The 21,349-nt window shown below is 61.5% G+C and carries 19 protein-coding genes; 2 read left to right on the forward strand and 17 right to left on the reverse strand.

What is annotated here, in order from left to right; translation table 11 throughout:
- Nucleotides 1-325: 325 nt before the first annotated feature.
- From ACTJKS_RS18700 to ACTJKS_RS18715, 4 genes are all read right to left on the reverse strand, one after another.
- Complete coding sequence (locus tag ACTJKS_RS18700; RefSeq protein ID WP_440815825.1) at nucleotides 326-1,570, reverse strand: OprD family porin; 1,245 nt, start codon at nucleotides 1,568-1,570, stop codon at nucleotides 326-328.
- 161 nt (nucleotides 1,571-1,731) lie between these two features.
- Complete coding sequence (locus ACTJKS_RS18705; RefSeq protein WP_440815823.1) at nucleotides 1,732-3,264, reverse strand: UxaA family hydrolase; 1,533 nt, start codon at nucleotides 3,262-3,264, stop codon at nucleotides 1,732-1,734.
- Between the two features lie 64 nt (nucleotides 3,265-3,328).
- Nucleotides 3,329-4,516 (reverse strand): L-talarate/galactarate dehydratase, encoded by a 1,188-nt coding sequence (locus ACTJKS_RS18710; RefSeq protein ID WP_440815820.1) that lies wholly within the window; start codon nucleotides 4,514-4,516, stop codon nucleotides 3,329-3,331.
- Between the two features lie 16 nt (nucleotides 4,517-4,532).
- Nucleotides 4,533-5,918 carry an MFS transporter gene (locus tag ACTJKS_RS18715; RefSeq protein WP_440828965.1) on the reverse strand — a complete coding sequence of 462 codons (1,386 nt, stop codon included), beginning with the start codon at nucleotides 5,916-5,918 and terminating at the stop codon, nucleotides 4,533-4,535.
- Between the two features lie 282 nt (nucleotides 5,919-6,200).
- On the opposite strand from ACTJKS_RS18715, the gene ACTJKS_RS18720 reads away from it, so the two are divergent.
- Entirely contained in the window at nucleotides 6,201-7,229 is a 1,029-nt protein-coding gene (locus tag ACTJKS_RS18720) for a LacI family DNA-binding transcriptional regulator (protein ID WP_440815815.1), read from the forward strand.
- 15 nt (nucleotides 7,230-7,244) lie between these two features.
- On the opposite strand, the gene ACTJKS_RS18725 is transcribed toward ACTJKS_RS18720, so the two are convergent.
- The 10 genes from ACTJKS_RS18725 to ACTJKS_RS18770 form a co-directional block, all read right to left on the reverse strand.
- Complete coding sequence (locus ACTJKS_RS18725; protein ID WP_440815812.1) at nucleotides 7,245-8,147, reverse strand: alpha/beta hydrolase; 903 nt, start codon at nucleotides 8,145-8,147, stop codon at nucleotides 7,245-7,247.
- Nucleotides 8,148-8,262: 115 nt separating this feature from the next.
- Nucleotides 8,263-9,495, reverse strand: a complete 1,233-nt coding sequence (locus ACTJKS_RS18730) for an OprD family porin (RefSeq protein WP_440828966.1) — start codon at nucleotides 9,493-9,495, stop codon at nucleotides 8,263-8,265.
- Between the two features lie 87 nt (nucleotides 9,496-9,582).
- Complete coding sequence (locus ACTJKS_RS18735; protein WP_440815806.1) at nucleotides 9,583-10,452, reverse strand: aldose 1-epimerase; 870 nt, start codon at nucleotides 10,450-10,452, stop codon at nucleotides 9,583-9,585.
- A gap of 82 nt (nucleotides 10,453-10,534) precedes the next feature.
- A complete protein-coding gene (locus ACTJKS_RS18740; protein ID WP_440815803.1) occupies nucleotides 10,535-11,623 on the reverse strand; it encodes a mandelate racemase/muconate lactonizing enzyme family protein in 1,089 nt (362 codons plus the stop codon).
- Nucleotides 11,620-12,429 (reverse strand): NAD-dependent epimerase/dehydratase family protein, encoded by an 810-nt coding sequence (locus ACTJKS_RS18745; protein ID WP_440815800.1) that lies wholly within the window; start codon nucleotides 12,427-12,429, stop codon nucleotides 11,620-11,622. The genes ACTJKS_RS18740 and ACTJKS_RS18745 overlap by 4 nt, the downstream gene beginning before the upstream one ends.
- 33 nt (nucleotides 12,430-12,462) lie before the next feature.
- Entirely contained in the window at nucleotides 12,463-13,752 is a 1,290-nt protein-coding gene (locus ACTJKS_RS18750; protein WP_427603525.1) for an MFS transporter, read from the reverse strand.
- Between the two features lie 84 nt (nucleotides 13,753-13,836).
- Entirely contained in the window at nucleotides 13,837-14,130 is a 294-nt protein-coding gene (locus ACTJKS_RS18755; RefSeq protein ID WP_427603527.1) for a Dabb family protein, read from the reverse strand.
- A gap of 13 nt (nucleotides 14,131-14,143) precedes the next feature.
- On the reverse strand, nucleotides 14,144-15,550 hold the full coding sequence (locus ACTJKS_RS18760; protein ID WP_440815795.1) for an aldehyde dehydrogenase (NADP(+)): 1,407 nt from the start codon (nucleotides 15,548-15,550) through the stop codon (nucleotides 14,144-14,146).
- 60 nt (nucleotides 15,551-15,610) lie between these two features.
- Nucleotides 15,611-16,057 (reverse strand): nuclear transport factor 2 family protein, encoded by a 447-nt coding sequence (locus ACTJKS_RS18765; protein WP_440815792.1) that lies wholly within the window; start codon nucleotides 16,055-16,057, stop codon nucleotides 15,611-15,613.
- Nucleotides 16,058-16,060: 3 nt separating this feature from the next.
- Nucleotides 16,061-16,867, reverse strand: a complete 807-nt coding sequence (locus ACTJKS_RS18770; RefSeq protein WP_440815789.1) for a ribonuclease activity regulator RraA — start codon at nucleotides 16,865-16,867, stop codon at nucleotides 16,061-16,063.
- A gap of 173 nt (nucleotides 16,868-17,040) precedes the next feature.
- Here ACTJKS_RS18770 and ACTJKS_RS18775 point away from each other — a divergent pair, with 173 nt between their 5' ends.
- Nucleotides 17,041-18,606: an IclR family transcriptional regulator domain-containing protein gene (locus ACTJKS_RS18775; RefSeq protein WP_440815786.1), complete on the forward strand. Its 1,566-nt coding sequence runs from the start codon at nucleotides 17,041-17,043 to the stop codon at nucleotides 18,604-18,606.
- A gap of 246 nt (nucleotides 18,607-18,852) precedes the next feature.
- Here ACTJKS_RS18775 and ACTJKS_RS18780 read toward each other — a convergent pair whose 3' ends face one another.
- From ACTJKS_RS18780 to ACTJKS_RS18790, 3 genes are read right to left on the reverse strand one after another with little or no spacing between them, the layout of a single operon-like run.
- Entirely contained in the window at nucleotides 18,853-20,061 is a 1,209-nt protein-coding gene (locus ACTJKS_RS18780; protein ID WP_440815783.1) for a pyridoxal phosphate-dependent aminotransferase, read from the reverse strand.
- Complete coding sequence (locus ACTJKS_RS18785; protein WP_440815781.1) at nucleotides 20,058-20,687, reverse strand: RraA family protein; 630 nt, start codon at nucleotides 20,685-20,687, stop codon at nucleotides 20,058-20,060. Before ACTJKS_RS18785 ends, ACTJKS_RS18780 begins: the two co-directional genes overlap by 4 nt.
- Nucleotides 20,684-21,349, reverse strand: coding sequence for an RraA family protein (locus ACTJKS_RS18790; protein ID WP_045154596.1), 666 nt, complete (start codon nucleotides 21,347-21,349; stop codon nucleotides 20,684-20,686). Before ACTJKS_RS18790 ends, ACTJKS_RS18785 begins: the two co-directional genes overlap by 4 nt.

The raw sequence follows: 21,349 nt of genomic DNA on the forward strand, positions 1-21,349 counted from the left end.
CAGCAGCGCGGGTTCGCTGAACAACCCACTACCTCTTCGCTCCCTTCCAGTTCCCCTTTGCCACGCACTCGGGGGAGAAAGGAAGGGAGCTTTTTTGCTGCTTTGAGTCATGGATGAATCCTTCGCTGGCAGCAAAAGTGCATCCGACGTTTGGTCATGCGCGAATATTGATGTATTTGCTCGCGGAAACATCATCCATCTAACCGGCATTCTTGTTTCTGTCTTCCCCCGGGATTCCGTGAAGAACTAAAAAAAAGGCCAGCAACCTGCGTTGCCAGCCACACCGCCAATAATCGGCGGTTACTCCTCATACATGACTTGGGGATCAGAACAGAGGCAGCGTGTAACTGATGATCATCCTGTTCTCGTCGATGTCGCGTTGGTAGTTCGAGCGCAGCGCGGCGTTGCGCCACAGCACGTTGACGTTCTTCAGAGGGCCTGACTGGATGGTGTATCCCAGATCAGTGTCTCGCTCCCATTCACGCCCCTCGCCAGCGAAGGTAGCCGGACTGGCGTGATCGGCATGGTTGTATCGTGTCGAGAAGGTCAGGCCGGGTACGCCCAAGGCGGCAAAGTCATAGGCATAGCGCAGTTGCCAGATCCGCTCACCCGTCTCCATGAAGTCGGCGGCCATCATGTAGTTGGTGAGGTAGGCGTCGGTGCCGATCAAGTAGGGCATGGCCGTTGAGCCGGAGAGCCCTTGGTAGGCAACGCCAATCGTGTGGCCAGTTTGACTGTAGGTGACCAGCACATTCAGCGTACGGTTATCTACCCGGCCCGCCAGCGCATCACCCTTGTCGTCGCTGATGAAGTACCGCGCATCCAAGGCCAGTTTACCTGGCCCCACTGCCGTGCTTCCGAGCAGGCCGAAGTAGTTCTGACCGTATATGTCGTCCAGCTCTCCGTACTGGTAGCTCAGGCTCATGTTGGAGTTAACCACGTAATCCACCCCACCCATGCGAAAGTCATCGGCCTCGGGCGTGCCGCTGAAGCGCCGGTTCTTATTGACCAGGCTCATGGCTTCGCTGTGCGAGTAGTCACGCCGGGTGGTGCGGTCGATCTGTGCGTACGTGATGGTCAGTGCATCCAATTCCTTCCAGGTCAGCACGCCGCCCTGGAAGGTTTGCGGCAGAATCCTCCCGGTGCTGGAGGCGATGGTCGGGTATTTGAGTAGCTGGGTGCCGATCTTCAGCTCGGTTTTGGAAAGGCGGGCTTTGGCGGTCAGGCCGAACTTGCTGTACTGGTCCGGTGCGCGGCCATCGTCGCCGACCGGCAGCAGGCCGGTGCCGCTGCGGCCGGGTGAGGAGTCGAGCTTGAGGCCAAGCATGCCCAGGGCATCTACACCGAAGCCGAGAGTGCCCGGCGTATAGCCGGAGCGAAAATCGAGGATGAAACCCTGTGCCCATTCCTCGCGCTTGGAGATACCTGAATCCTCCCGAAAATCGCGGTTGAGGTAGAAATTCTGTGCCTTAACGGTGGCTTGGCTGTCCTCGAGGAACCCTTCAGCGTGGGCTGGGAGGGTGAAAAACAGCAGTGAAACGGCAGGCAAAATTTTGTTGTTTTTGTGCATGACTTGTCCGTTCGGCCAGCCTCTCGGCGGGCCGTTTCTTTGTTTGTGGAGCCTTCAACTACTCAGCAGACTGCGCTACAGCACCCGCTGCCCAAGACGTCGGTGGGTTTGGGATTCCATGTAGAGCAGCAGCGAGTCGACGCTGAAATTGAGGGGCGGGCTCAGGCGAGCACGCCAATCTGCCATGGGCAGAACTCATCTTCGCCCAGACCGTTAAGCTCGCTCTTGGTGGGCTCGCCGGAAGCGTGGGCTAGCAGCCGTTCGAAGATTTCCTGCCCCATCTCAGAGATGGTTTTGTCACCATCGATGATCTGACCGCAGTTGATGTCCATGTCGTCGCTCATGCGCTGATACATGGGCGAGTTGCTGGCCAGCTTGAAAGTCGGTGCCGGCACCGAACCGAAGCAAGAGCCGCGGCCGGTGGTGAAGGCGATCATGTTCGCGCCGCCCGCGATTTGGCCCGTGGCCGAGACTGGGTCGTAGCCGGGTGTGTCCATGAACACCAAGCCGTGGGTCTTCACTAGGTGCGCGTACTCGTAGACATCCATCAGCGGGGCATTGCCGCCTTTCTTGGCGCCACCCAGCGACTTCTCGAGTACGTTGGCCAAACCACCGGCGTTGTTGCCGGGGCTGACCCGGCCGTTAATCTGGGTGTCGCGCCCGCGGTTGTATTCCAGCCACCACTCGATGCGCTCGATCAGCTTGCGACCCACTTCAGGTGTCGCGGCGCGTGCCGTCAGGGTGTGTTCAACACCGAAGATCTCGGAGGTTTCCGAAAGGATCGCGGTACCGCCATGGCGCACCAGAATATTCACCGCTGCGCCCAACGCTGGGTTTGCCGAAAGACCGGAGAAACCATCCGAGCCACCGCACTGCATGCCGATCATCAGATGCTCGGCCGACACCGGCTGCCGCCTGGCCGCGTCGGCCTTGAGCAGCATACCTTCGATCAGAGCGATGCCGTGGTCGGTAGCGCTCTTCACCCCGCCGACGTCCTGGATCACCAGTTTTTTCAGCATGTCGCCTTCCACCAGACCTTCCTGCTCGAAGAAGCCATGGATGTTGTTGCGCTCGCAGCCCAGAGCGATCACCACCGCACCAACGGTGTTGGGGTGCTTGATGTAGCCGCCGATGGTGCGGCGCAGCAGGTCCATCGGCTCACCGGTCATTTCCATGCCGCAGCCGATTTCGTGCACATAAGGCACCACGCCGTCGATGTGCGGAAAACCGGCCAGGCGGCGCTCGTCGAAGTGGTTGGCGATTTTGCGCGCCACAGTGGCGCCGCAGTTACCGACCACGAAGACGCCCAGGTAGTTACGGGTGGCCACTCGACCGTCTTCCCGCACAATGCCTTGGAACGTGGCCCGCTGCTCTGGCGGGAGCATGTCGGTGGGCACGTAGTCCAGGCCGTAGCGATAGTCGCGGTCGGTTTCACCGAAGGCGATGTTGTGGCTGTGCATCCAGGTGCCCGGCGGCAAATCCTCCGCGGCATAGCCGATCACCGTGTTGTACTTGAGTACCGGCTCGCCCTTGGCGATCAGTTGAGCGGCTATCTTGTGCCCCAGCGGCACGGGCTGCTGAGTAGTCACGCCCTCACTGGGGATGGCGGTGCCGGCGGGGATTTCAACGCGCGCGACAACGACGTTGTCAGCGGCATCGAGGCGAATGACGGGGCTCACTTCACGGTGAATCATGGTGTTTTCCTATGGGTATGTCATACACGGCGGTGGCGGCAGAGGCACCACCGCAGTGGCTTGCTCAGGGGCGTTTGCCGAACTCGATGCTGTGCTGGGTCCAAGCCAGGGCCTGTTCACTGAGGGAGAAGCCCAGCCCTGGGCGGTTTGGCACCCACATGCGGCCGTCGCGCAGCTCCAGGCGCTCGTTGAACATCGGCTCGAGCCATTCGAAGTGTTCCAGCCACGGCTCTTCGGGGTAGGCAGCGGCCAGGTGCAGGTGGATCTCCATGGCGAAATGTGGCGCGAGCTTCAGGCCCTTGAAGCTGGCTAGGTTCATGATCTGCAGGAACGGCGTGATGCCGCCCACACGTGGCGCATCGGGCTGGACGAAGTCGCAGGCGTTGGCGGTGATCAGCTGGGCATGCTCGTTGAAGCTAGTGAGCATCTCGCCGGTGGCGATGGCGGTGTCCAGCGACGCAGCTAGAGCGGCATGGCCCTCGACATCGGCACTGTCCAGCGGCTCTTCGATCCAGGTCAGGTCGAACTTTTCGAGCTTGCGGCAGAAGCGATGGGCAGTGACGCGGTCCCATTGCTGGTTGGCGTCGACCATCAGCGGGAAGCCCTCGCCCAGTTGTTCACGCACCGCTTGCACACGCTTGAAGTCGATGCTGGTGTCTGGCTGGCCCACCTTGATCTTGATCCCACCGATGCCGTTGCCACGAGAGGTCTGCACGTTTTCCAGCACCTTCTCCAACGGCGTCGACAGGTATCCGCCAGAGGTGTTGTAGCACTGCACCGAGTCCCGGTGGGCGCCAAGTAGTTTGGCCAGCGGCAGGCCGGCGCGCTTGGCTTTCAGGTCCCACAGGGCGATGTCGAACGGGGCGATGGCTTGGGTGGTCAGCCCGCTGCGGCCCATTGAGGCGCCGGCCCACAGCAGCTTGCTGTAGAGCTTGGCGATGTCGTTGGGGTCTTCGCCCAGCAAAGTAGAGGCGATTTCCTGGGCATGGGCGTACATGCCGGGGCCCCCGGCGCGCTTGGAGTAGCCGAAACCGATGCCTTCGTGCCCTTCGCGGGTGCGGATCTCGGCAAAAATGAAGGCGATTTCGGTCAGCGGCTTCTGCCGCCCGGTCAGCACCTTGGCGTCACTGATCGGCGCGCCCAAGGGCAGCACGGTGTACGACAGCTTGATCCAGGCAATACTGTCGGTGGTGGCTGGTCCAGGTTGCAGGGCGGCGATTTTCGGGTCGATGTAGACGTTGCTTTCGATCATGGAGTCGTCCTCTGAATCACTGAGCGTGGGAAGGTTTGCCGGTCAAGTCGGACAGTTGCAGGCGCTGGATGCGGCCGACGATCACCAGGTAGGAGAACGCCGCCAGCAGGCCGTGGGCGCCGACATAGATGAGTGCGCTGTTGAACGAGCCGCTGGAATGCAGCAGGTAGCCGATCACCACCGGAGTGACGATGCCAGCGGTGTTGCCCAGGGCATTGAACACGCCGCCGGTCATGCCGATCATTTCGCGGGGGGCGGTGTCGGCCACGACGCTGAAACCGAGGTTGCCAAAGCCCTTGCCGAAGAACGCCAGGCTCATCACCGCGATCACCAGCCACTGGGCGTCGACATAGTTGCACAGCATCATGGTCGAGCTCAGCAGCACGCCGGTGATGATTGGGGTTTTGCGGGCGATGCTCAGGGATTTGGTGCGGCGCAACAGGTAGTCGGAGAAGAAGCCCGACGACACCGCGCCGATCAGCCCACACAGCGCCGGTATCGACGCCACCAGGCCGGCCTGCAGGATGTCGAAGCCACGCTCCTTGACCAGGTAGATCGGGAACCAGGTGACGTAGAACCAGGTGACGGCACTGACGCAGTACTGGCTGATGAACATGCCTACCAGCATGCGGCTTTTAAACAGCACACCAATGTTGGCCAGAGAGCTGCTGCGCTTGTCTTTCGGCTGCGCCGCTAGCCCTTCGAGGTCGACCAGGGCTTCGCCTTTGTGCAGGTAGTCGAGCTCCTCGGCATTCATCTTGGGATGCTTGACCGGCAGGTAGTAGTTCTTCCACCAGACTGCCGCGACACCGAATCCGGCAAAGCCCATGACGATGAACACGTACTGCCAACCGAAGGCGTAGCAGAGCCAGCCCATGAACGGGGTGAAGAAGGCCAGTGAGATGTACTGGGCGCTGTTGAAAATGGCGCCTGCCATGCCCCGTTCAGTCGATGGAAACCACGCTGCGATAACACGGGTGGAAGCTGGGCCTACAGGCGCCTCGGCCACCCCCAGCAGGAAGCGCAAAGCCAGCAGCAACGGGACGATCAATGCGGTGTAGTGAACCAGCCCCATGCCCACCGTGAACACCGACCAGATGCAGATGGCCAGGACCATGGTTTTCTTCGAACCGAAGCGGTCGGCCAGCCAGCCGGACGGGATCAGGAAGATCACGTAGGCCCAGCTGAAGATGGAAAACAGGTAGCCCATTTCTACCGAGGTGATACCGAGCTCCTTACCCATGTCGGAGCCGGCCACCGACAGGGCGGCGCGGTCGCCGCTGCTCAGCGCCAGGACCATGGTGATCAGGGCCAGGATCAGGTAGCGGTAGCGGGTGGCCGTGCTGGACGCGGCCACGGCGCCGGGGGCAGGCCCGGCGGCGTAGGTGTCGTGGTTGTGCATCGCGGTTGCCTCATTGTTTTTATTGGCGTCGTGCAGGGCCTTGCACCGGCACCTGCTTCGAATTCTGGCAGCTCGCAGCCCTGCTGGAGAGCTGTTCCGACCAATGACAGCGTTATCAAATGACAGCGCTGTCATTTATCCTAGGCCCTATTATGCGCGGGTTGCAAATCGCTGTTTCAGCTAAATTCCCATGATCTGGGAATGTGGGGGTGGGGCAGGAAAAACCGTGCCGTTCCGGTAGAATCGGCGAACATGGTCAACCCGCCTGGCTTGAGGCTTCACATGCTGGAAACACCCGTTGTCACCACCGGTCTGAAACCGGTCACTGCCACCCTCAATGATGTGGCGAAGATGGCCAAGGTTTCGCCGATCACCGTTTCCCGGGTGATCAATCGACCTGAGCTGGTGTCGGAAAAAACCCAGAAGAAAGTGCGCAACGCCATTCGCAAGACCGGCTACGTCCCCAACTTGCTCGCCGGGGCCCTGGTGTCCCAGCGCAGCCGATTGGTCATCGTGGTCGTGCCGAACATCGCCAACCGGGCATTCGTCGACACCGTTACCGAGCTGGGCAAGCGCCTGGCAGCCGCGCGCTACCAACTGCTGCTGAGCCAGTCGGATCTGGGCGAGAACCATGAATCGGAGCTGATCGATACCATCCTCGCCCGTCGCCCCGACGGAATCGTGCTGACCCGACGACTGCGAAGCGAAGCCGCGCGCGCGAAGCTGATCGCACGGGGTACCCCGGTGGTGGAGACGTGGGAGCTGACATCAGCACCCATCGACACGGTTGTGGGCTTTTCACACGAAGCCGTTGGCCAGGCTATGGCCTCACATGTCGTCGAGCGTGGTTACCGCCGGGTCGGTCTGCTGTGGAGCGACGACGATCGCGCTGCGCGCCGCCGTCAGGCCTGCATCTCCACGCTCGAGCAGGCCGGGGTTGAGATTGTCGCCTGTGAGGTAGAGGCCGCGCCAGTGAACATGGGGCACGGCCGCCAGGCCATGGCCCGTCTGCTTGAGGCGAAGGTGTCGTTGGACGCGGTGATCTGCAGTATCGACTTGCTGGCCCAGGGCGCCATGGCCGAAGCCGTTGCTCAGGGCCTGCGCATCCCTCACGATTTGGCAGTGATGGGCTTCGGTGATTTGGAGTTCGCCGCTCATACCCATCCGAGGTTGAGCACAGTGAACATTGATGGCGGGCGCATCGGCTTGCGCACCGCCGAGCTGTTGCTGCAACGCATGGATGGCACCTTGGCTCGCGGTGAGCAGGTGGAAGACGTCGGCTTCAGCCTGGTCGTGCGGGAAAGCACCTGAGTCCGTGGAGCGCCTTCAGATGCCCGCCCACTGGCGCAGTTGTCCTGCCATGCGGTCCCAAGCCCGCTCGACTTCCGCTACGCCGAATGCGCGTAAGCTGGAATGCACCATTCCTTCTCCTATCCACACCTCGGCCGGTACACCGTGGGCGGTAAGCGCAGCGGCATAGGCGATGCCGTGGTCGCAGAGTGGGTCTATTCGCGCCGTTAGCACCAGCGCAGGTGCCAGCCCAGCAAAATCATCGGTTTCCAGTGGCATCGCGCACGGGTCGTTACGGTCGGCCTCGTTGGGCAAGAAGCCATGCAACGATTGCTTCAGCCCGGCCACGGTCATCATTGGCGCCTCGGCATGCACCTGCATTGACGGCAGGTGTTGGCGAGCGGTGAGCACCGGGTACACCAGTAACTGGCCGAGGGGCTGAGGCTGACCCTTGCGGTGGAGCGCCCGGCACAGCCCTGCCGCCAAGGTGCCGCCGGCGCTGTCACCGGCAACCATCAGTTGGGTACGGCTAAGGCGCGCGTCGACTGATCCGTTGCGCAGCGCCGCCCAGGCTTTCTGGCAATCGTGTAGTGGTGCTGGATAGGGGTGCTCAGGGGCCAGCCGATACTCAACTGCGACGATGGCTAAGTGGATTCGACCCGCAAGGGCATGGGCGAACCAGTCGTGGGTGTCGAGGTCGCCCAAGTCCCAGCCACCGCCATGCAAGTACAGCAGTGTCGGCCAGCCGCCCTCTGGGGGCTCGGAATCTGGCTGGTAGCAGCGCAGGCGCAGGCCCTCAATCTCGATATCAGTGATACGCCAGCCCTTCGGCGCGGGAGGCGTGCAATGGCGGCAGGCCTGCAAGAACGCTGCGCGCCTGGCCTGCAAGGTGCTGTCTATGGGGGTAAAGCGCTTGCTGTCGTTGATGTAGGCCTGCATCGCAGGATCAAGTGATTGGTGCACAGGTGCTTTCTCCGATTGTGTTTAGTAGAGCGCCCCTGCAGGGCTTTACGGTGAATGGCACCGGCAGAGCCGGTGCCCGGTAAAGCAAGGATCAGAACAGCGGCAGGGTGTAGGCGATGATCACGCGGTTCTCATCGCGGCGGCCGGTGGCGTCACCTTGCAACTGGACGTTGCGCCACCGGAACGCGACGTTTTTCAGCGGCCCGCTCTGGATTACGTAGGAGATGTCCAGGTTGCGTTCCCATTCGCTGGCGTCTTCACCGGCCACCTTGAAGTTGTCACCCTTCACGTAGCGAGCAAACGCAGTCAGACCGGGCACGCCAAGGGCGGCGAAGTCGAGGTCGTAACGGGCTTGCCAGGAGCGCTCCTGAGCGCGGTCGAATCGCAACACCTGCACAGCGTTGGGTACTCCCGGCAAGTCGGTGTCGTGGATGAACGGCAAGGCACTGTCACCGGCGTTGTACTGGTAGCCGATGCGGAATGTCTGGGCCTTGAGATTCGCGCTCAGCATGGCCGATGACATACGGCTATCGAGTTGGCCGGCCTTTTCACTTCCGGACTCGCCGGTGTCGAGGTAGTTGAGAGTCCCCGCCAGGTTCCAGTCCCCGGCCTTGATCGTGTGGGTACCGGTGTAGAGGGTCTGCTGATAGACGTCAGCAAGACGACCTGTCCACAGGCCCAGGGACGTCTGCGGTGTCGCGCGCCAGGTACCACCAAGGTAGTCGAAGCGATCGCTGAACACGCTGTAGTAGTTGCCCACCTGAATATCGCGAGCGCCTGCAAACTCGCGCTGGTTGACCCGGCGCATCTGGCCTAGGCCGATGTCGAGGTTGTCGAGTTCGCGAAAATCGAGCATGGCGCCCTCGAAGAACTGAGGCAGCAGTCGACCATCCCCCGAACTGACCAGCGGAATCTTTGGGAATAGCCCGCCGATCTTGAACTCTGACTTCGAGTACTTGAGTTTGACCGCCGCCGTGGCCTCGGAGTAATCGTCCACTGAGCGTGGGTCGGCATTGCGAGGCCCGCCTGCGCGGTTGTAAGCGCCCGGCAGCAGCCCGGAGCCGCTGCGCGAAGGCGACGAGTCGAGCTTCAGGCCCAGGCCTGCGTAGACATCCACGCCCACCCCGATAGTCGTGTCGGTGTAGCCCGATTCGCCTTTGAGGATGAAGCCTTGGGCCCATTCCTCCAGCTTCGACTGGGCCGGCTTGGTCGAGTCGCGCAGGTCGTGGTTGTAGTAGAAGTTGCGGAAGGTCAGGTTGGCCTTGCTGTCTTCCAGAAACGCCGCCTGAGCACAGAGTGGACCGAGCCCGATCAGCAGGGACAAGGGTTTTGCAGCGCGAGCGAAGCACGCTCCAGTGGAGGAGTATTTCATTGTTGTTGTTCTCTTCTTATAGGTCTGTCGGGTGTTGCGTCAGCGGTGTTGCCAGGTGAAATCGAGGGTCGCCTCCATTCGCTGAGAGGGGGCGAGTTCATGGGTGCCGGTTTCGGTCCAGCTGTCGCGCGGCTGGTTGAAGGCGTCAGTCAGGTGCGACACCGGCTCCAGGCACAGATAGGCGCTGTCGGCCGGTGCAAATGCGACGAAATGGGTCAATGGCTGCGAGGCTTGAAGCTCAAGCCGAGCGTTGGGGTACTCAAGTGCCAGCAGGCCATCCCAGCGCGACTGGTAGTGTGCGAGGGCATCGCGGCTATCCGCTTCGATGGACCAATCGTTGGAGTGATCCTGGTACTCGCCAGTGGCGAGGTACTGCGCATCGATCTGCCATTCGCGCCCGACGCGGTAGTGCGCCCTCATGCCGGGGTGGCGCTTGAAGTACGGGTGTAACCCAAGGCCGCCGGGCATTGGCGTGTCACCCAAGTTGGTCAGCACCAAAGCGATGCGCAGGCGGTTGCCTTCGAGAACGAAATGCTGCTCGGCGCGAAACGCCCATGGCCAGTGCTCGCCTTGGTAATCACAGGTGATAACCAGCAGATCCTTTTCGGCCGTCACCACTTGCCAGGGTTGGGTATGGGTCACGCCGTGCAGGGTGTGAGGAATGGCGGCCGGGTGAGCAGGAAGTTGGTGCTCATTGCCAGCGAACTGCAGGCGCGCATTGCGGATGCGGTTGGAGTACGGCATCAGTGGGTAGGCGCCTGCGCGTGGCCAGTCCAGCGGGTCGAACTGGTTGGTTGTAATTGGCAGCAGGATGTCGAGCCCATCGGCGGTCAGGTGAGCGATACGCCCACCCCAATCCGGTAAAACGCTCAGCGACCAGGTAGCGTTGCTCAGGACCACAGTGTGCATTGTGACCTCCAATACCCTTTTTCGGGCATGCAGAGCCCCAGCCACCGTGCCAACGCACGGCGGTGGGGGATGTAAAGGGTTGTTAGCGGCGGTAGCGCTCGGCTACTTGCAGGTCAATGTCCAGACCCAGCCCCGGTCCTTCAGGAATCTGCAGCTGTTTACCCTGGCGCAGTTGCTCCACCGGATACAGCCACGCGGCCGGCTCTACGAACAGGTACTCCACCTGCGGTACACGCTTTTGCACGGCAGCCATGTGCAATGTGGCGATCAGGCCTGGGCCGAAGTACGGGCAGTGCGGCAGTATCACCGCCTCATGTTGTTCGGCCAGGCGATCAATGCGCAGGCACTCGGAAATGCCGCCAACCTTGGTCACGCTGGGCTGGATGGAATCCACCGCGCCCGCCCCCAGGGCCTGCTCGAACTGCACCGCAGTACACCAGTTCTCACCGGCGGAGATGTCCACGCCTTGTCCGCGCAGGCCAGCCAGGGCTGCGAAGTCCTCTGGCGGGAAGATTGGCTCTTCCAGCCAGGCCAGCTTCAGGTCTGCCAGGGCTGGCAGCCAGTCTCGGATACCCTCGATCGTCCAGGAGCAGTTGACGTCGGTGGACAATGGAATGCTGTCGCCCACGGCGCGGCGACAGGCACCGATGTCATGCAAGGTGGCCTCGTGCAGCTTGATGTCGCTGAAGCCCAGTTCAAGTGCTTTTTCACAGGTGGCCGGCGCCACCTTGTCGTCGCCGTAGCGTACCAGGCTGGCATAGGCCGGTACCTGTTCGCGGTGAGCCTGACCGAGTAGCCGGTGCAACGGCAGGCGCTGGCGGCGGGCCGCCAGGTCCCACAGGGCGATGTCGATACCGGAGATAGCGAACATCGTCACGCCATAGCGGCCAAACAAGTGCAGACGCTGCTGCAGCTCAAGGTTCAGCGCCGGAATATCGGTGATCTCCCGACCCAGCACCTGGGGGGCTACCAGCCGATCGATCAGGGCTTTGGTGGCATCGGCGACGAAGTAGCCGAAGGCCTCACCCCAGCCCACATTGCCTTGCTCGTCCTCGACCCGCACCAACACGTTCTCCAGTGTGCGCCAAGCTGAAGGCGTGCCGCCCACGCCGCGACCGCCGTCATGGAACGGAATCTCGACGATCTGAGTATCGATCCGGACGATCTTCATGCTTGCTCCAGGACGCTGGCCAGGGCAACACCGGCATAGGCCCCACCGACGTGGTCACGGCCCGAACCAACCGGTGCCATAGCGTCATAGGCGAGGAAGTTGTCAGCTAGGTGCTCGGCTGCATTGTCCTGTGGCCGGTAACCCAAGGCACGGGCACGCTGGTTGTGGAAGAACGCCTGTGGGCATTCGGACACTCCATAGACAATCTCGTGGCGTACCTCAGGGTGTTCCAGGCCGATCAGCACCAGTTGCGCCAGGTCGCGGGCACTGGTCCACAGGCGCAGGCGGCGAGCGTCGCTGACCTTGGCATCGGCGTTGCCTATACGCACGACGAAGGTGGCCAACTCGCTGCGTTGGGAGAACGTGGCGCAGGCTGCTTCCCCGAATACCTTGCTCAGCGCATAGTAGCTGTCAGGTGCCACAGGGTGGTCATCGAAGTGTTCGGCGGCTTGGCTGTGGTACTGACCCAGCACATGGTGGCTGCTGGCGAACACGAAGCGCCTGGCACCGGCGCGCTGAGCGGCTTCGAGCAGGTACAGGGTTGCGTGGTAGTTCGGCTCGACCGTGGACTGGAACTGGATATCGGTGCCGTGGGCACACGCCAGGTGCAGCACCGCGTTAACACCCTCGCAAGCCTGACGGACAAAGGCTGGGTCGGTCAGGTCGCCCACCAACTCGGTTTCATTGGTGGCCAAGTCGCTGACCGGCCGGCGGTCCAGCAGTCGGAGGCTGAAGCGCTCGCGCAGGTAGGGGCGCAACGCGGTTCCGACGATACCGGCAGCGCCGGTGACAAGAAGAGTAGGCATGGTGTATTCCCGGAAAACGTAGGAGCGTTTGATTCAGGCTGTTGCGATAGCGCTGGGCTGCTTGGCCGGTCTCTGGCCAACGAACACAGCCACGATCAGTGCACCAACCACCCCCAGTCCTGCTGCAAGGCCGAAGCCGCTGCTGTAGGTCCCGGTCGACTCGATGATGAAGCCGGTCACGGTTGGTGCGACGATGCCCGACAGGTTGGCCAGACCGTGCATGAAGCCACCGGCGGTACCGACCTGATGGTCCGGCACGGCATCCTGGATCAGCGACCAGTAGGCCGGCGCGGTGAGCATTAGGAAGCCAATGGCCACGGTCATGACTGCAACGGTGCTGGTCACGCTCTCAACCTGGCCGGTCAGGCCGATGCACACGGCCGCCACCAGCAGGCAACTGACCAGTACCACTTTGCGCGAGAACAGCTGCTTGCCAGTGCGCTTGAACACCCAGTCGATCAGCAGCCCGCCGCAAACGAAGCCGACAGTACCTACCAGCCAAGGCAGTGCGGTGACGATGCTCATGGATTTGAGATCAATACCTTTGGCGTCGATCAGGTAGCTGGGGAACCAGGTCATGAAGAAATAGAGGATGTAGTTGTAGCAGAACAGCGAAACGCCGGTGACCAGGACCGAACGCTGCAGAATAATCTGCAGAACCGGCGTGCGGGGTGCGTCTGCGACGGCGGTAACCGGCGCTTCACGGCCCTCGTTGATCAGTTCCAGCTCTTCTGGAGTGACCAGCGGGTGTTCTTTAGGTGTGGAGGCTGCCATGCGGTACCAGGCAATAGCCCAGAGCACACCGACTGCGGCGATCACCACAAAGGCCACACGCCAACCCAGCCAAAGGGCGAGGAAGCCGACGATCGGGCCTGCCAGGGCGCCGCCCAGCGGGCCACCCGCCTGGTTGATGCCAATGGCGCGAGCACGCTCCTTGATCGGGAACCAGCTGTTGACGGTCTTGTTCGCGGTGGTGGAGACCGGTCCTTCGCCGACACCGAAGAGCGCACGCACAATCAGCAGCGACCAGAAGTTAAAGGCCAGGGCGGTGGAACCGCAGAGCACAGACCAGAAGCTCATCGACCAGGTCAGTACCTTCTTGGGGCCGAAGCGGTCGGCCAGGTAGCCGCCGACGAAACAGAACAGCGCATAGCCGAAGAAGAAACTACTGAAGATCATGCCCTTTTCAGCGGGGGTGAGGTGGTATTCCTGCGTAATGAACGGCATGGCGATCGAGAGGGCAGCGCGATCGACATAGTTGATGATCATGGCCAGGAAAAGCATGGTCAGGATCGTCCAGCGGTAGTTCTTTTTCTTGTTCATGTATGACTCCGTCCAGCACCTGTGATGCCGGATCTTTTTTGTTATGACGCCTGGCCCATCAGGGGGCCAGGCTATTGGTACTGCTTAGACGCTGTAATCCACTGCCACCCATTCGAAGTACTGCTTGAGATCGGCGACCAGAGCCTGGTGCGCAGGGTGTGGCAGGTACCGCTGAACCGCGTCGGCATCGTCGAAGCTGGATTCGAGGATGTAGTCCCAGCAGATCGGTCGATCCAGTTCGTTGGCGGCGACGCGCCAGTCGCGGATGAAGTCGATTTCCTGGGTGAGGTCTCGCATCCGGCCTACCAGGTCCGCTTCCCGTTCAGGTTGCGCGTCGACACCGGGCAGGCGGCGAAACATCACGATATGTCGCATCATCGCTATGTTCTCCTCAGCCCAGGACCCAGCTCGGCGCGTCCTGCAACGCGACCGGACGCAGGAAGCGCTCGATCGCGGCGAAGCCAACCGAGGTGGTTTGTGGTGCTGTGGACGCAGGCCACGGGCCACCGTGCTGCTGGGCATGGCATACGGCGACACCAGTCGGTACGCCGGCGAACAGGACGCGCCCGGAAACACGCTGGGCAGCGTTCAGCAGTTGGCGATTTTCTTGGGTGTCGACCTCCAGGCCCCACAGGGTGGTGGTTAGCGTGCCGCCCACGGCGTCGAGCACATCGGCTGCCTGAGCCACGGATTGCGCGGTGACGATCAGTGCCGCCGGGCCGAACATTTCCTCGCGCAGGTGGGCGTTGGCGATGAACGACGCAGCGTCAGTGGCAAACAGGCGTGGTGCCGGACCGGCGCCATCGGCATGGGGCGCGAAGACCGCAGAGGCATTGGCAGCCACGGTGGTAGCGGCCGCTTCGAAGCCCTGCTGCATACCTGGAGTCAGCATACGGTGGGTGGCAATCGGCGCAATGGCTTCGGCCAGTTCGCCGATGAAGCGTTGGCTGTGAGGCGAGTCCAGCAGCACGATTACCCCAGGGCTGGTGCAGAACTGGCCGCAACCCAGGGTGATGGAGCCAGCCAGTACCTTGGCCAGGTTCGCGCTGTCTTTCTCCAGTGCCGATGGCAATGCCACCAGTGGGTTGATCGAACCCAGCTCACCGAAGAACGGTACCGGGCGCTCGCGCTCATTGGCCGCCTGCCACAGGGCTTTGCCGCCCTGATACGAGCCAGTGAATGCCACGGCGGCGATTGATGGGTGTTGTACCAGGTACTTGCCGGCCGAGCGGTTGGGCGCTTCAGCCAGGGTCAACAGACCCTCTGGCAAGCCTTGCGAACGCACTACACCAGCGGCCAGGGTGAATACCGCGCGGGAAAGCTCCGGGTGGCCGGAATGCGGTTTGATCACAACCGGGCAGCCAGCCGCCAGCGCGGAAGCGGTATCACCACCGAGTACCGAGAAGGCGAACGGGAAGTTGCTTGCCGAGAACATCGCCACTGGGCCCAGTGGGCGTTGAGTGCGGGTCAGACGCGGGCGACCAACAGGCGGAGCACCCGCGACGGCTTGATCGTCCACTTGGCGGTACGGCACACCGGCTTCCACTTCGCTGGCGAAGCCGCGCAGCTGGAAGGCAGTACGCGCGACTTCACCGTTCAGGCGCACCTCACCCAAGCCGCTTTCACGGTCGGCGATGGCGACCAATTCCGCCTGTTGGCTTTCCAATGCCTCGGCCAGGCCGCGCAGCAGCTTGGCGCGTTGTTCTGCGCTGGAGTCAGCCCAGAAGTCGGCAGCTGCAGCCGCTTTGGCCACGACTGCATCAAGCGCGTTCAGGGTGGGATCTTGTTGAGTGGTCATGCTTACTCCTCGAAATGCGCTGTGGCCCTGCGCGGGTTGATCCGTACAGGGCCGGCAGCTTCAGCGTGCTTTCGGTTCCAGGTGGTAGCCGCGGCCTTGGTAGTCAAAGTCCACCAGCTCGTTGATCACCACTTCCTTGTCTGCCGGCGAGGCGTAGTAGGCGCGGATCTCTTTGATCAGCCCGGACTTTTCGTCAAACACGTACCATTCGTCCCCGCGCAGGGCGGTGCCAAGCTTGCTCTTCCAGTGGGTCCACTCGATGACCGCTTCGTTGCAGTCATGGCTGACCAGGATCTTCTCGATGGTCCACTGCGAGCCCAGGTTCTCTACGCACCACACCCATTTGCGGGCGATAGTGTCAGCTGTGCGCCACGGCACTTCCGGCAGCCCGGCAGGGAAGTAGTGCACCGCGTCCGGGGTGAAGCACGACACCAGCTTGTCGTAATCGCCCTCGTTGCAGGCGTCGAAGTAGCGGCGGATCAGTTGCGCGTGCTTGTGCTCAGTCATGGCTTAGTCCTTCTTGTCGATGATCGAGGGAATGGCCGGACGGCCAGCGGCGACCCAGGCGTGGTAGTCGGAAACCGATGTCGGACTCGGTGGGTAAACCCCCCACAGTGCTTCGCCGGCGGCGATGCGCATGGCCAGATAGCCTTCAATGTCGTCCTGCACGGTGCACACTTCGGCCAGCTCCTCGGCCAGGTGCGCTGGCACCACGGTCAGGCCATCGGCATCGCCAACGATGATGTCGCCTGGGTACACAGCAACGCCGGCACAACCGACCGGAACCTGCAGGTCGGCCACGTGGTGGTAAGAGATGCGGGTGGTGGCAGTGATTTCGCGAGCGTAGGCCGGCAGGTTCATGGCGGCGATTTCGCTGCCGTCACGAAGGGCGCCGTCGGTAACGATGCCCTTGGCGCCGCGAGCCAGCAGGCGAGTTACCAGGATGTTGCCGGCCGAAGCGGCGGCCGGGTCGTTGCGGCTGTCGATGACCAGCACGTCACCGGGTTTGATCTGCTCAACGCCGACCCACTGCAGGTTGTCGTCGTTAGGCTTGGTGGTCATGGTGGAATAGGTGTCGATGTCTTCACGGGCGGGGATGAAGCGCATGGTGAAGGCGCGTCCAGCAAACGGCTTGACGTCACGGGTCATGCAACGCAGGCCGACCAGTGCGGGCTGACGAAAGCCGCGCTTGAACAGCTGAGTGGTCAGCGAGCCGCTGCTGCAGGTGGCAAGCTTGGCCAGCACTTCATCGCTGACTTCGACCTGTTTGCCGGAGACGCTTTCATGGGCATCGGCGTAATTGTGGATGACTGACATGCTTCAACATCTCCTCATGTTTTTGTTCGATAACAGGTCGATACCAAGTCCCAATATGTGGAATTTCTAACTGCTGGTAGCCCTGATGCGACCGATTCTATTGCAGAAAATTGGGTGAAAAATGGGCAGAATCTCGGTGGTGATAGCCGAGTTCCAATAGGTGGGAAAACACAATGAAAACGGGTGAAGGTACGGCCGCACTGGAAAAAGCGCTGGATGTCCTCCAGGCCATTGGGAGTAGCGTTACAGGCATCAACCAGGCCCAACTGGCCGAGTTGGTGCCTTTGCCTCGCACAACGCTGTACCGCATCCTCGCCACCCTGGTAGAGCGCGGCATGATCCGTCGCGACCCTACCCGCAAGGTTTACAGGCTCGGCTTCAACTACCTGGAAATGGTGCGCAATGCTTACCTCGAGCCAGATCTGGTCGCTGCTGCCAGCGCGGAACTGCGAGCACTGCGTGACCTCACGGGGGAAACGTCGTACCTCGCCGTGCTGGACGGCAATCAGGTGCTCTCGCTAGAGCGGTGTGAAGGTGCCCACACCCAGCGCTCTGCAGCGAGCCTTGGTCAGGGCAAGCCGGTGTACTGTACGGGACAAGGCAAGGCGATTCTGTCCGCGCTGCCGGCGGCTGCACGCGATGAAATTCTCAAAGGCCTAGTCCTGGCCCCGCTGACGCCGCTGACCATTACCGACCGCCGCAGGTTGCTGGCTGAGTTGCAGATCACCCAGGCACGTGGCTATGCCCTCGATGACGAAGAAATCCGTCTCGGTATTCGTTGTGTGGCCGCGCCGATCATCGATAAGCAGGGACACGTCCGCGGGGCACTGAGCGTGGCGGGACCGGCCTATAGGCTGACCTTGGAGCGCCTGACTTTACTGGGCCCTGAGCTCGCCGATGCGGCCCGCCGGGTTGGCGAGCAGCTACGTCCCGATACTGCGCCGCATCATGCCGAGGAGCTCAGCGTGCTTCCGGGACCTTGGGCCTTCCATGGCGCGTTTCCGCGCTGGCATGCCGGCCGGCAAATGCTCTACTGGGCCGACACTTTGGCACCTGCCATCCACTGCTGGGACGGACAGAACAGCCGATTGCTGACCCGTCTGGATCTGCCGGTGCGGGCGATGGAATTGCATCCAGAGGGTCTGCTCGTTGCGCAGACTGGGGGGTGGTCGCTGATCGACTGGGAAGGGAATGAGCACCCACGGCAGGATCTGCTAGGAAGTCGGCTACTGGCCCTGGCGACCCATCCATCCGGCGCGCTGTGGGCGTGTGCCCGAAGTACCCATGGCTGTGTGATCGGGGAACTCAGTGCCGAAGGTGAGCTGCGAAACGGCTGGTCTCTGCCTGAGCCAATCAGTGCTTTCCGTTGGGATGCCAGCGGAGACGCGCTCTATGCTCTGGCACCGGACGCCGGCGATATTCTGCTCTTGCATAGCGGCAGCACGGCGATACGCCGCTTGGCTTCGCTGCCCAGAGGAGGGGGCAGCCTGGGCGGTTTGGCCTTGGACAGCGACGGTGGGGTCTGGACGACCCAGATGGACGGCTGGAGCTTGGCGCGCTTCGATGCCGACGGAAACCTCGATCGAATGATCGGTTTACCGGTACCCGCGCCTACTGACCTGTGCTTCGGGGGGCCGGAAGGCAACACCCTTTACATCACCAGTGCTCGACATGCGCTCAAGCTGGAGGTGCTCAGCAGCGCTCCATCCTCGGGATGCCTGCTGCGATTGCAGACATAGCTCCTGTTGGTTGCAGAACTCAAGGGCCCTTCTAACTTTTTGTTCTTTTGAACGTTTATCGGTGGACCTTACCACCGATTAGTTCTACGTACTTCATTCGCGCTTCCATAAGCTAGGGTGCTGGAATCTAGAGTTACCATGGCGGCGTAGCTGACACTGGCTAATTGCAAGTTCAACTCGATCAGCTGTAGGCGACCATGGCCGAAGTCACTCTTCCCAGACGACGGCCATAGCGAGACGTGTTCTTTACAGTGCGTCCTCGCAGAACTTCTGAATAGCCTGGCACGCCGTTCGTAACGATTCATCATCCAGAGCGTAGGCAATACGCAGGTAGCCTGGAAGTCCAAATGCACTACCTTGCACGACTGCCACGTTGGCCTCTTCAAGCAATGCCAACGCGACAGCCTCGTCGTCAACGAGATCACGGCCGTCCGGCGAGCGCTTGCCGATCAGACCGGTACAATTGGCAAAGGCGTAGAAGGCTCCGCCTGGAACTTCGCAACTGATGCCCGGCGCCTGGTTGAGCAGCTCGACCATGAAATCTCGACGCCGTTGGAACACTTCGCGGCTTTGGGCGATGAAGTCTTTCGGACCGTCCAGCGCAGCGACTGCCGCATGTTGCGAGATGGAACACGCCCCCGAGGTCTGCTGACCCTGCAACTTTTCCATCGCATCGAGCAACCAGCGAGGCCCAGAGGCAAACCCGATCCGCCAGCCTGTCATGGCGTAGGCCTTCGATACGCCGTTCATGGTCAGCGTCCGTTCAGAAAGTCTGGGCTCAACCTGGGCGAGTGTAAGGAAATCACGACCGTCGAAGATCAAATGCTCATAGATGTCGTCCGCCAAAATCAGGACTTGCGGATGATTGAGCAATACCTCAGCCAAGGCTTTCAGTTCGTAGTGATCATACACCGCTCCCGTGGGGTTGGACGGCGAATTCAGAATGAGCCATCGAGTCTTCGGCCCGATTGCTCCGGCCAATGCTTTTGGTGTGAGCTTAAAGCTCGACTCGGCGCCACAGGTAACGATCCGTGACTCGCCCCCGCACAACGCCACCATTTCCGGATAGCTGACCCAGTAAGGAGCAGGGATCACCACCTCGTCGCCTTCGTTGAGGGTCGCGGCCAAGGCGTTAAAGATGACCTGCTTACCTCCACTGCAGACCAGCGTGTCTTGCCAGTTTACATCAAGGCCGTTCTCGCGCCGGTACTTACGGGCGATGGCTTCACGCAGCGCGCGAAGGCCAGCGACTTGGGTGTAGCGGGTGTGGCCATTATTGATCGCACTGATGGCTGCGGCACGGATGTGTTCTGGAGTATCGAAGTCAGGCTCGCCCGCACAGAGAGAGATGATCTTCGCCCCTTCTGCACGACGTGCAGCAACGCGGTCGATGATCTTGTAAGTCGCTGAAGGCTTGGCAGCCTCCAGGCGACGGTTCAGCGTTTCCAAGCTCACGCGTGTTCCTCCGGGAGGGAAAGACCCATCAAGTCCAGGGTGGTGTGACCTTCACGCAACTTTGCAAAAAACTCCGCCTCTTTGTCAGCGCGTTTTTGGCCCTCGCGCAGCGTGCACTCAACTGCATCGGCGGGAATGATGATCACGCCATCCTCGTCCGCAACCACAAGGTCGCCGGCGCTAACGTGCGCCCCGCTAAAGTAGAAAGGTCTGCCAACGGAGGGCGTGGTCGCCTTGACGGTACCTTTGACGGAGATGCCTCGAGCAAAAACCGGAAAGCCATGCGCTTCAAGCGCGGCGATATCGCGTACGCCGCCATTGATTACTAAGCCAACGATGCCAGCGGCTTCGGCCGCCACGGTAAGCACTTCACCCCAATAGCCGGCAACGAAGTCGGCAGTATCACAGACCAAGACGCTACCGCGCGGCGCTTTCGCCACAGCCAGGTGCAGACCCAAGTTGTCACCTGGCGAGCATTGCAGGGGGTATGCTGGTGCCGCGATGAACGCGCCTCTCCAGACAGCGCGAATTTCGCGATCGACCGCGCACGGCAGCCCAGAGGCCTCGTACAGGGTGGAGCTGCCGAGGACTTTTGCGATGTTCTGATAGTCGTGTGGAAGGCTCATGGTTGTTTGCTCTGCAGGGTGTGGTAACCGAGAGTGGCACGGGCTTCTTTGAGGCTCTTGCCAGTGGCGATCTGTTCGCGGATCTTCGCTTCGACGTGTTCGATACGACGTGCCGTTTCAGCGACTTCCTGGGCACGATCACGCGGGACGATGACGACACCATTGGCGTCAGCCACGACGATGTCGCGGGCACAAACTCGGGCTTGGCCAACCGATACCGGCTGGTTGACGGCCACGACTTCCACGCGGTCCTTGCCGGTACGCATGAAGCGGCCCTTGCTGAAAAGCGGGTAGCCTTCGCCCAGTGCCTTGTTCACATCGCGACAGACCCCATCAATGACAGTGCCGGCGATACCGCGGGCCAAGGCGTACTGAGTCATGATGTCGCCCCACACCGTGCAATCGGTACGACCTTCGTTGGCAATGACCACAACGTCGCCTGGTGCTACGTCATCAATGAAGTCGCCGACAGTGCCGGGCGGTGTGCTCGCACTCACATACTGAACGGTGAAGGCCGGGCCGACCACAACCTGGCTGTAGTTGGCCAGTGGTGCGACACCAAATGCTTGGCCTGGAAGGCCTAGCTTGTCCATCGCATCGGACACACCTGGGGTATCCAGGCCTTCGAACAAGGCAACAATGTCTTTATCGGAAAGGCTCAT

The sequence above is a fragment of the Pseudomonas sp. 22189 genome, from assembly GCF_052045635.1.
GTDB lineage: Bacteria > Pseudomonadota > Gammaproteobacteria > Pseudomonadales > Pseudomonadaceae > Aquipseudomonas > Aquipseudomonas parakoreensis.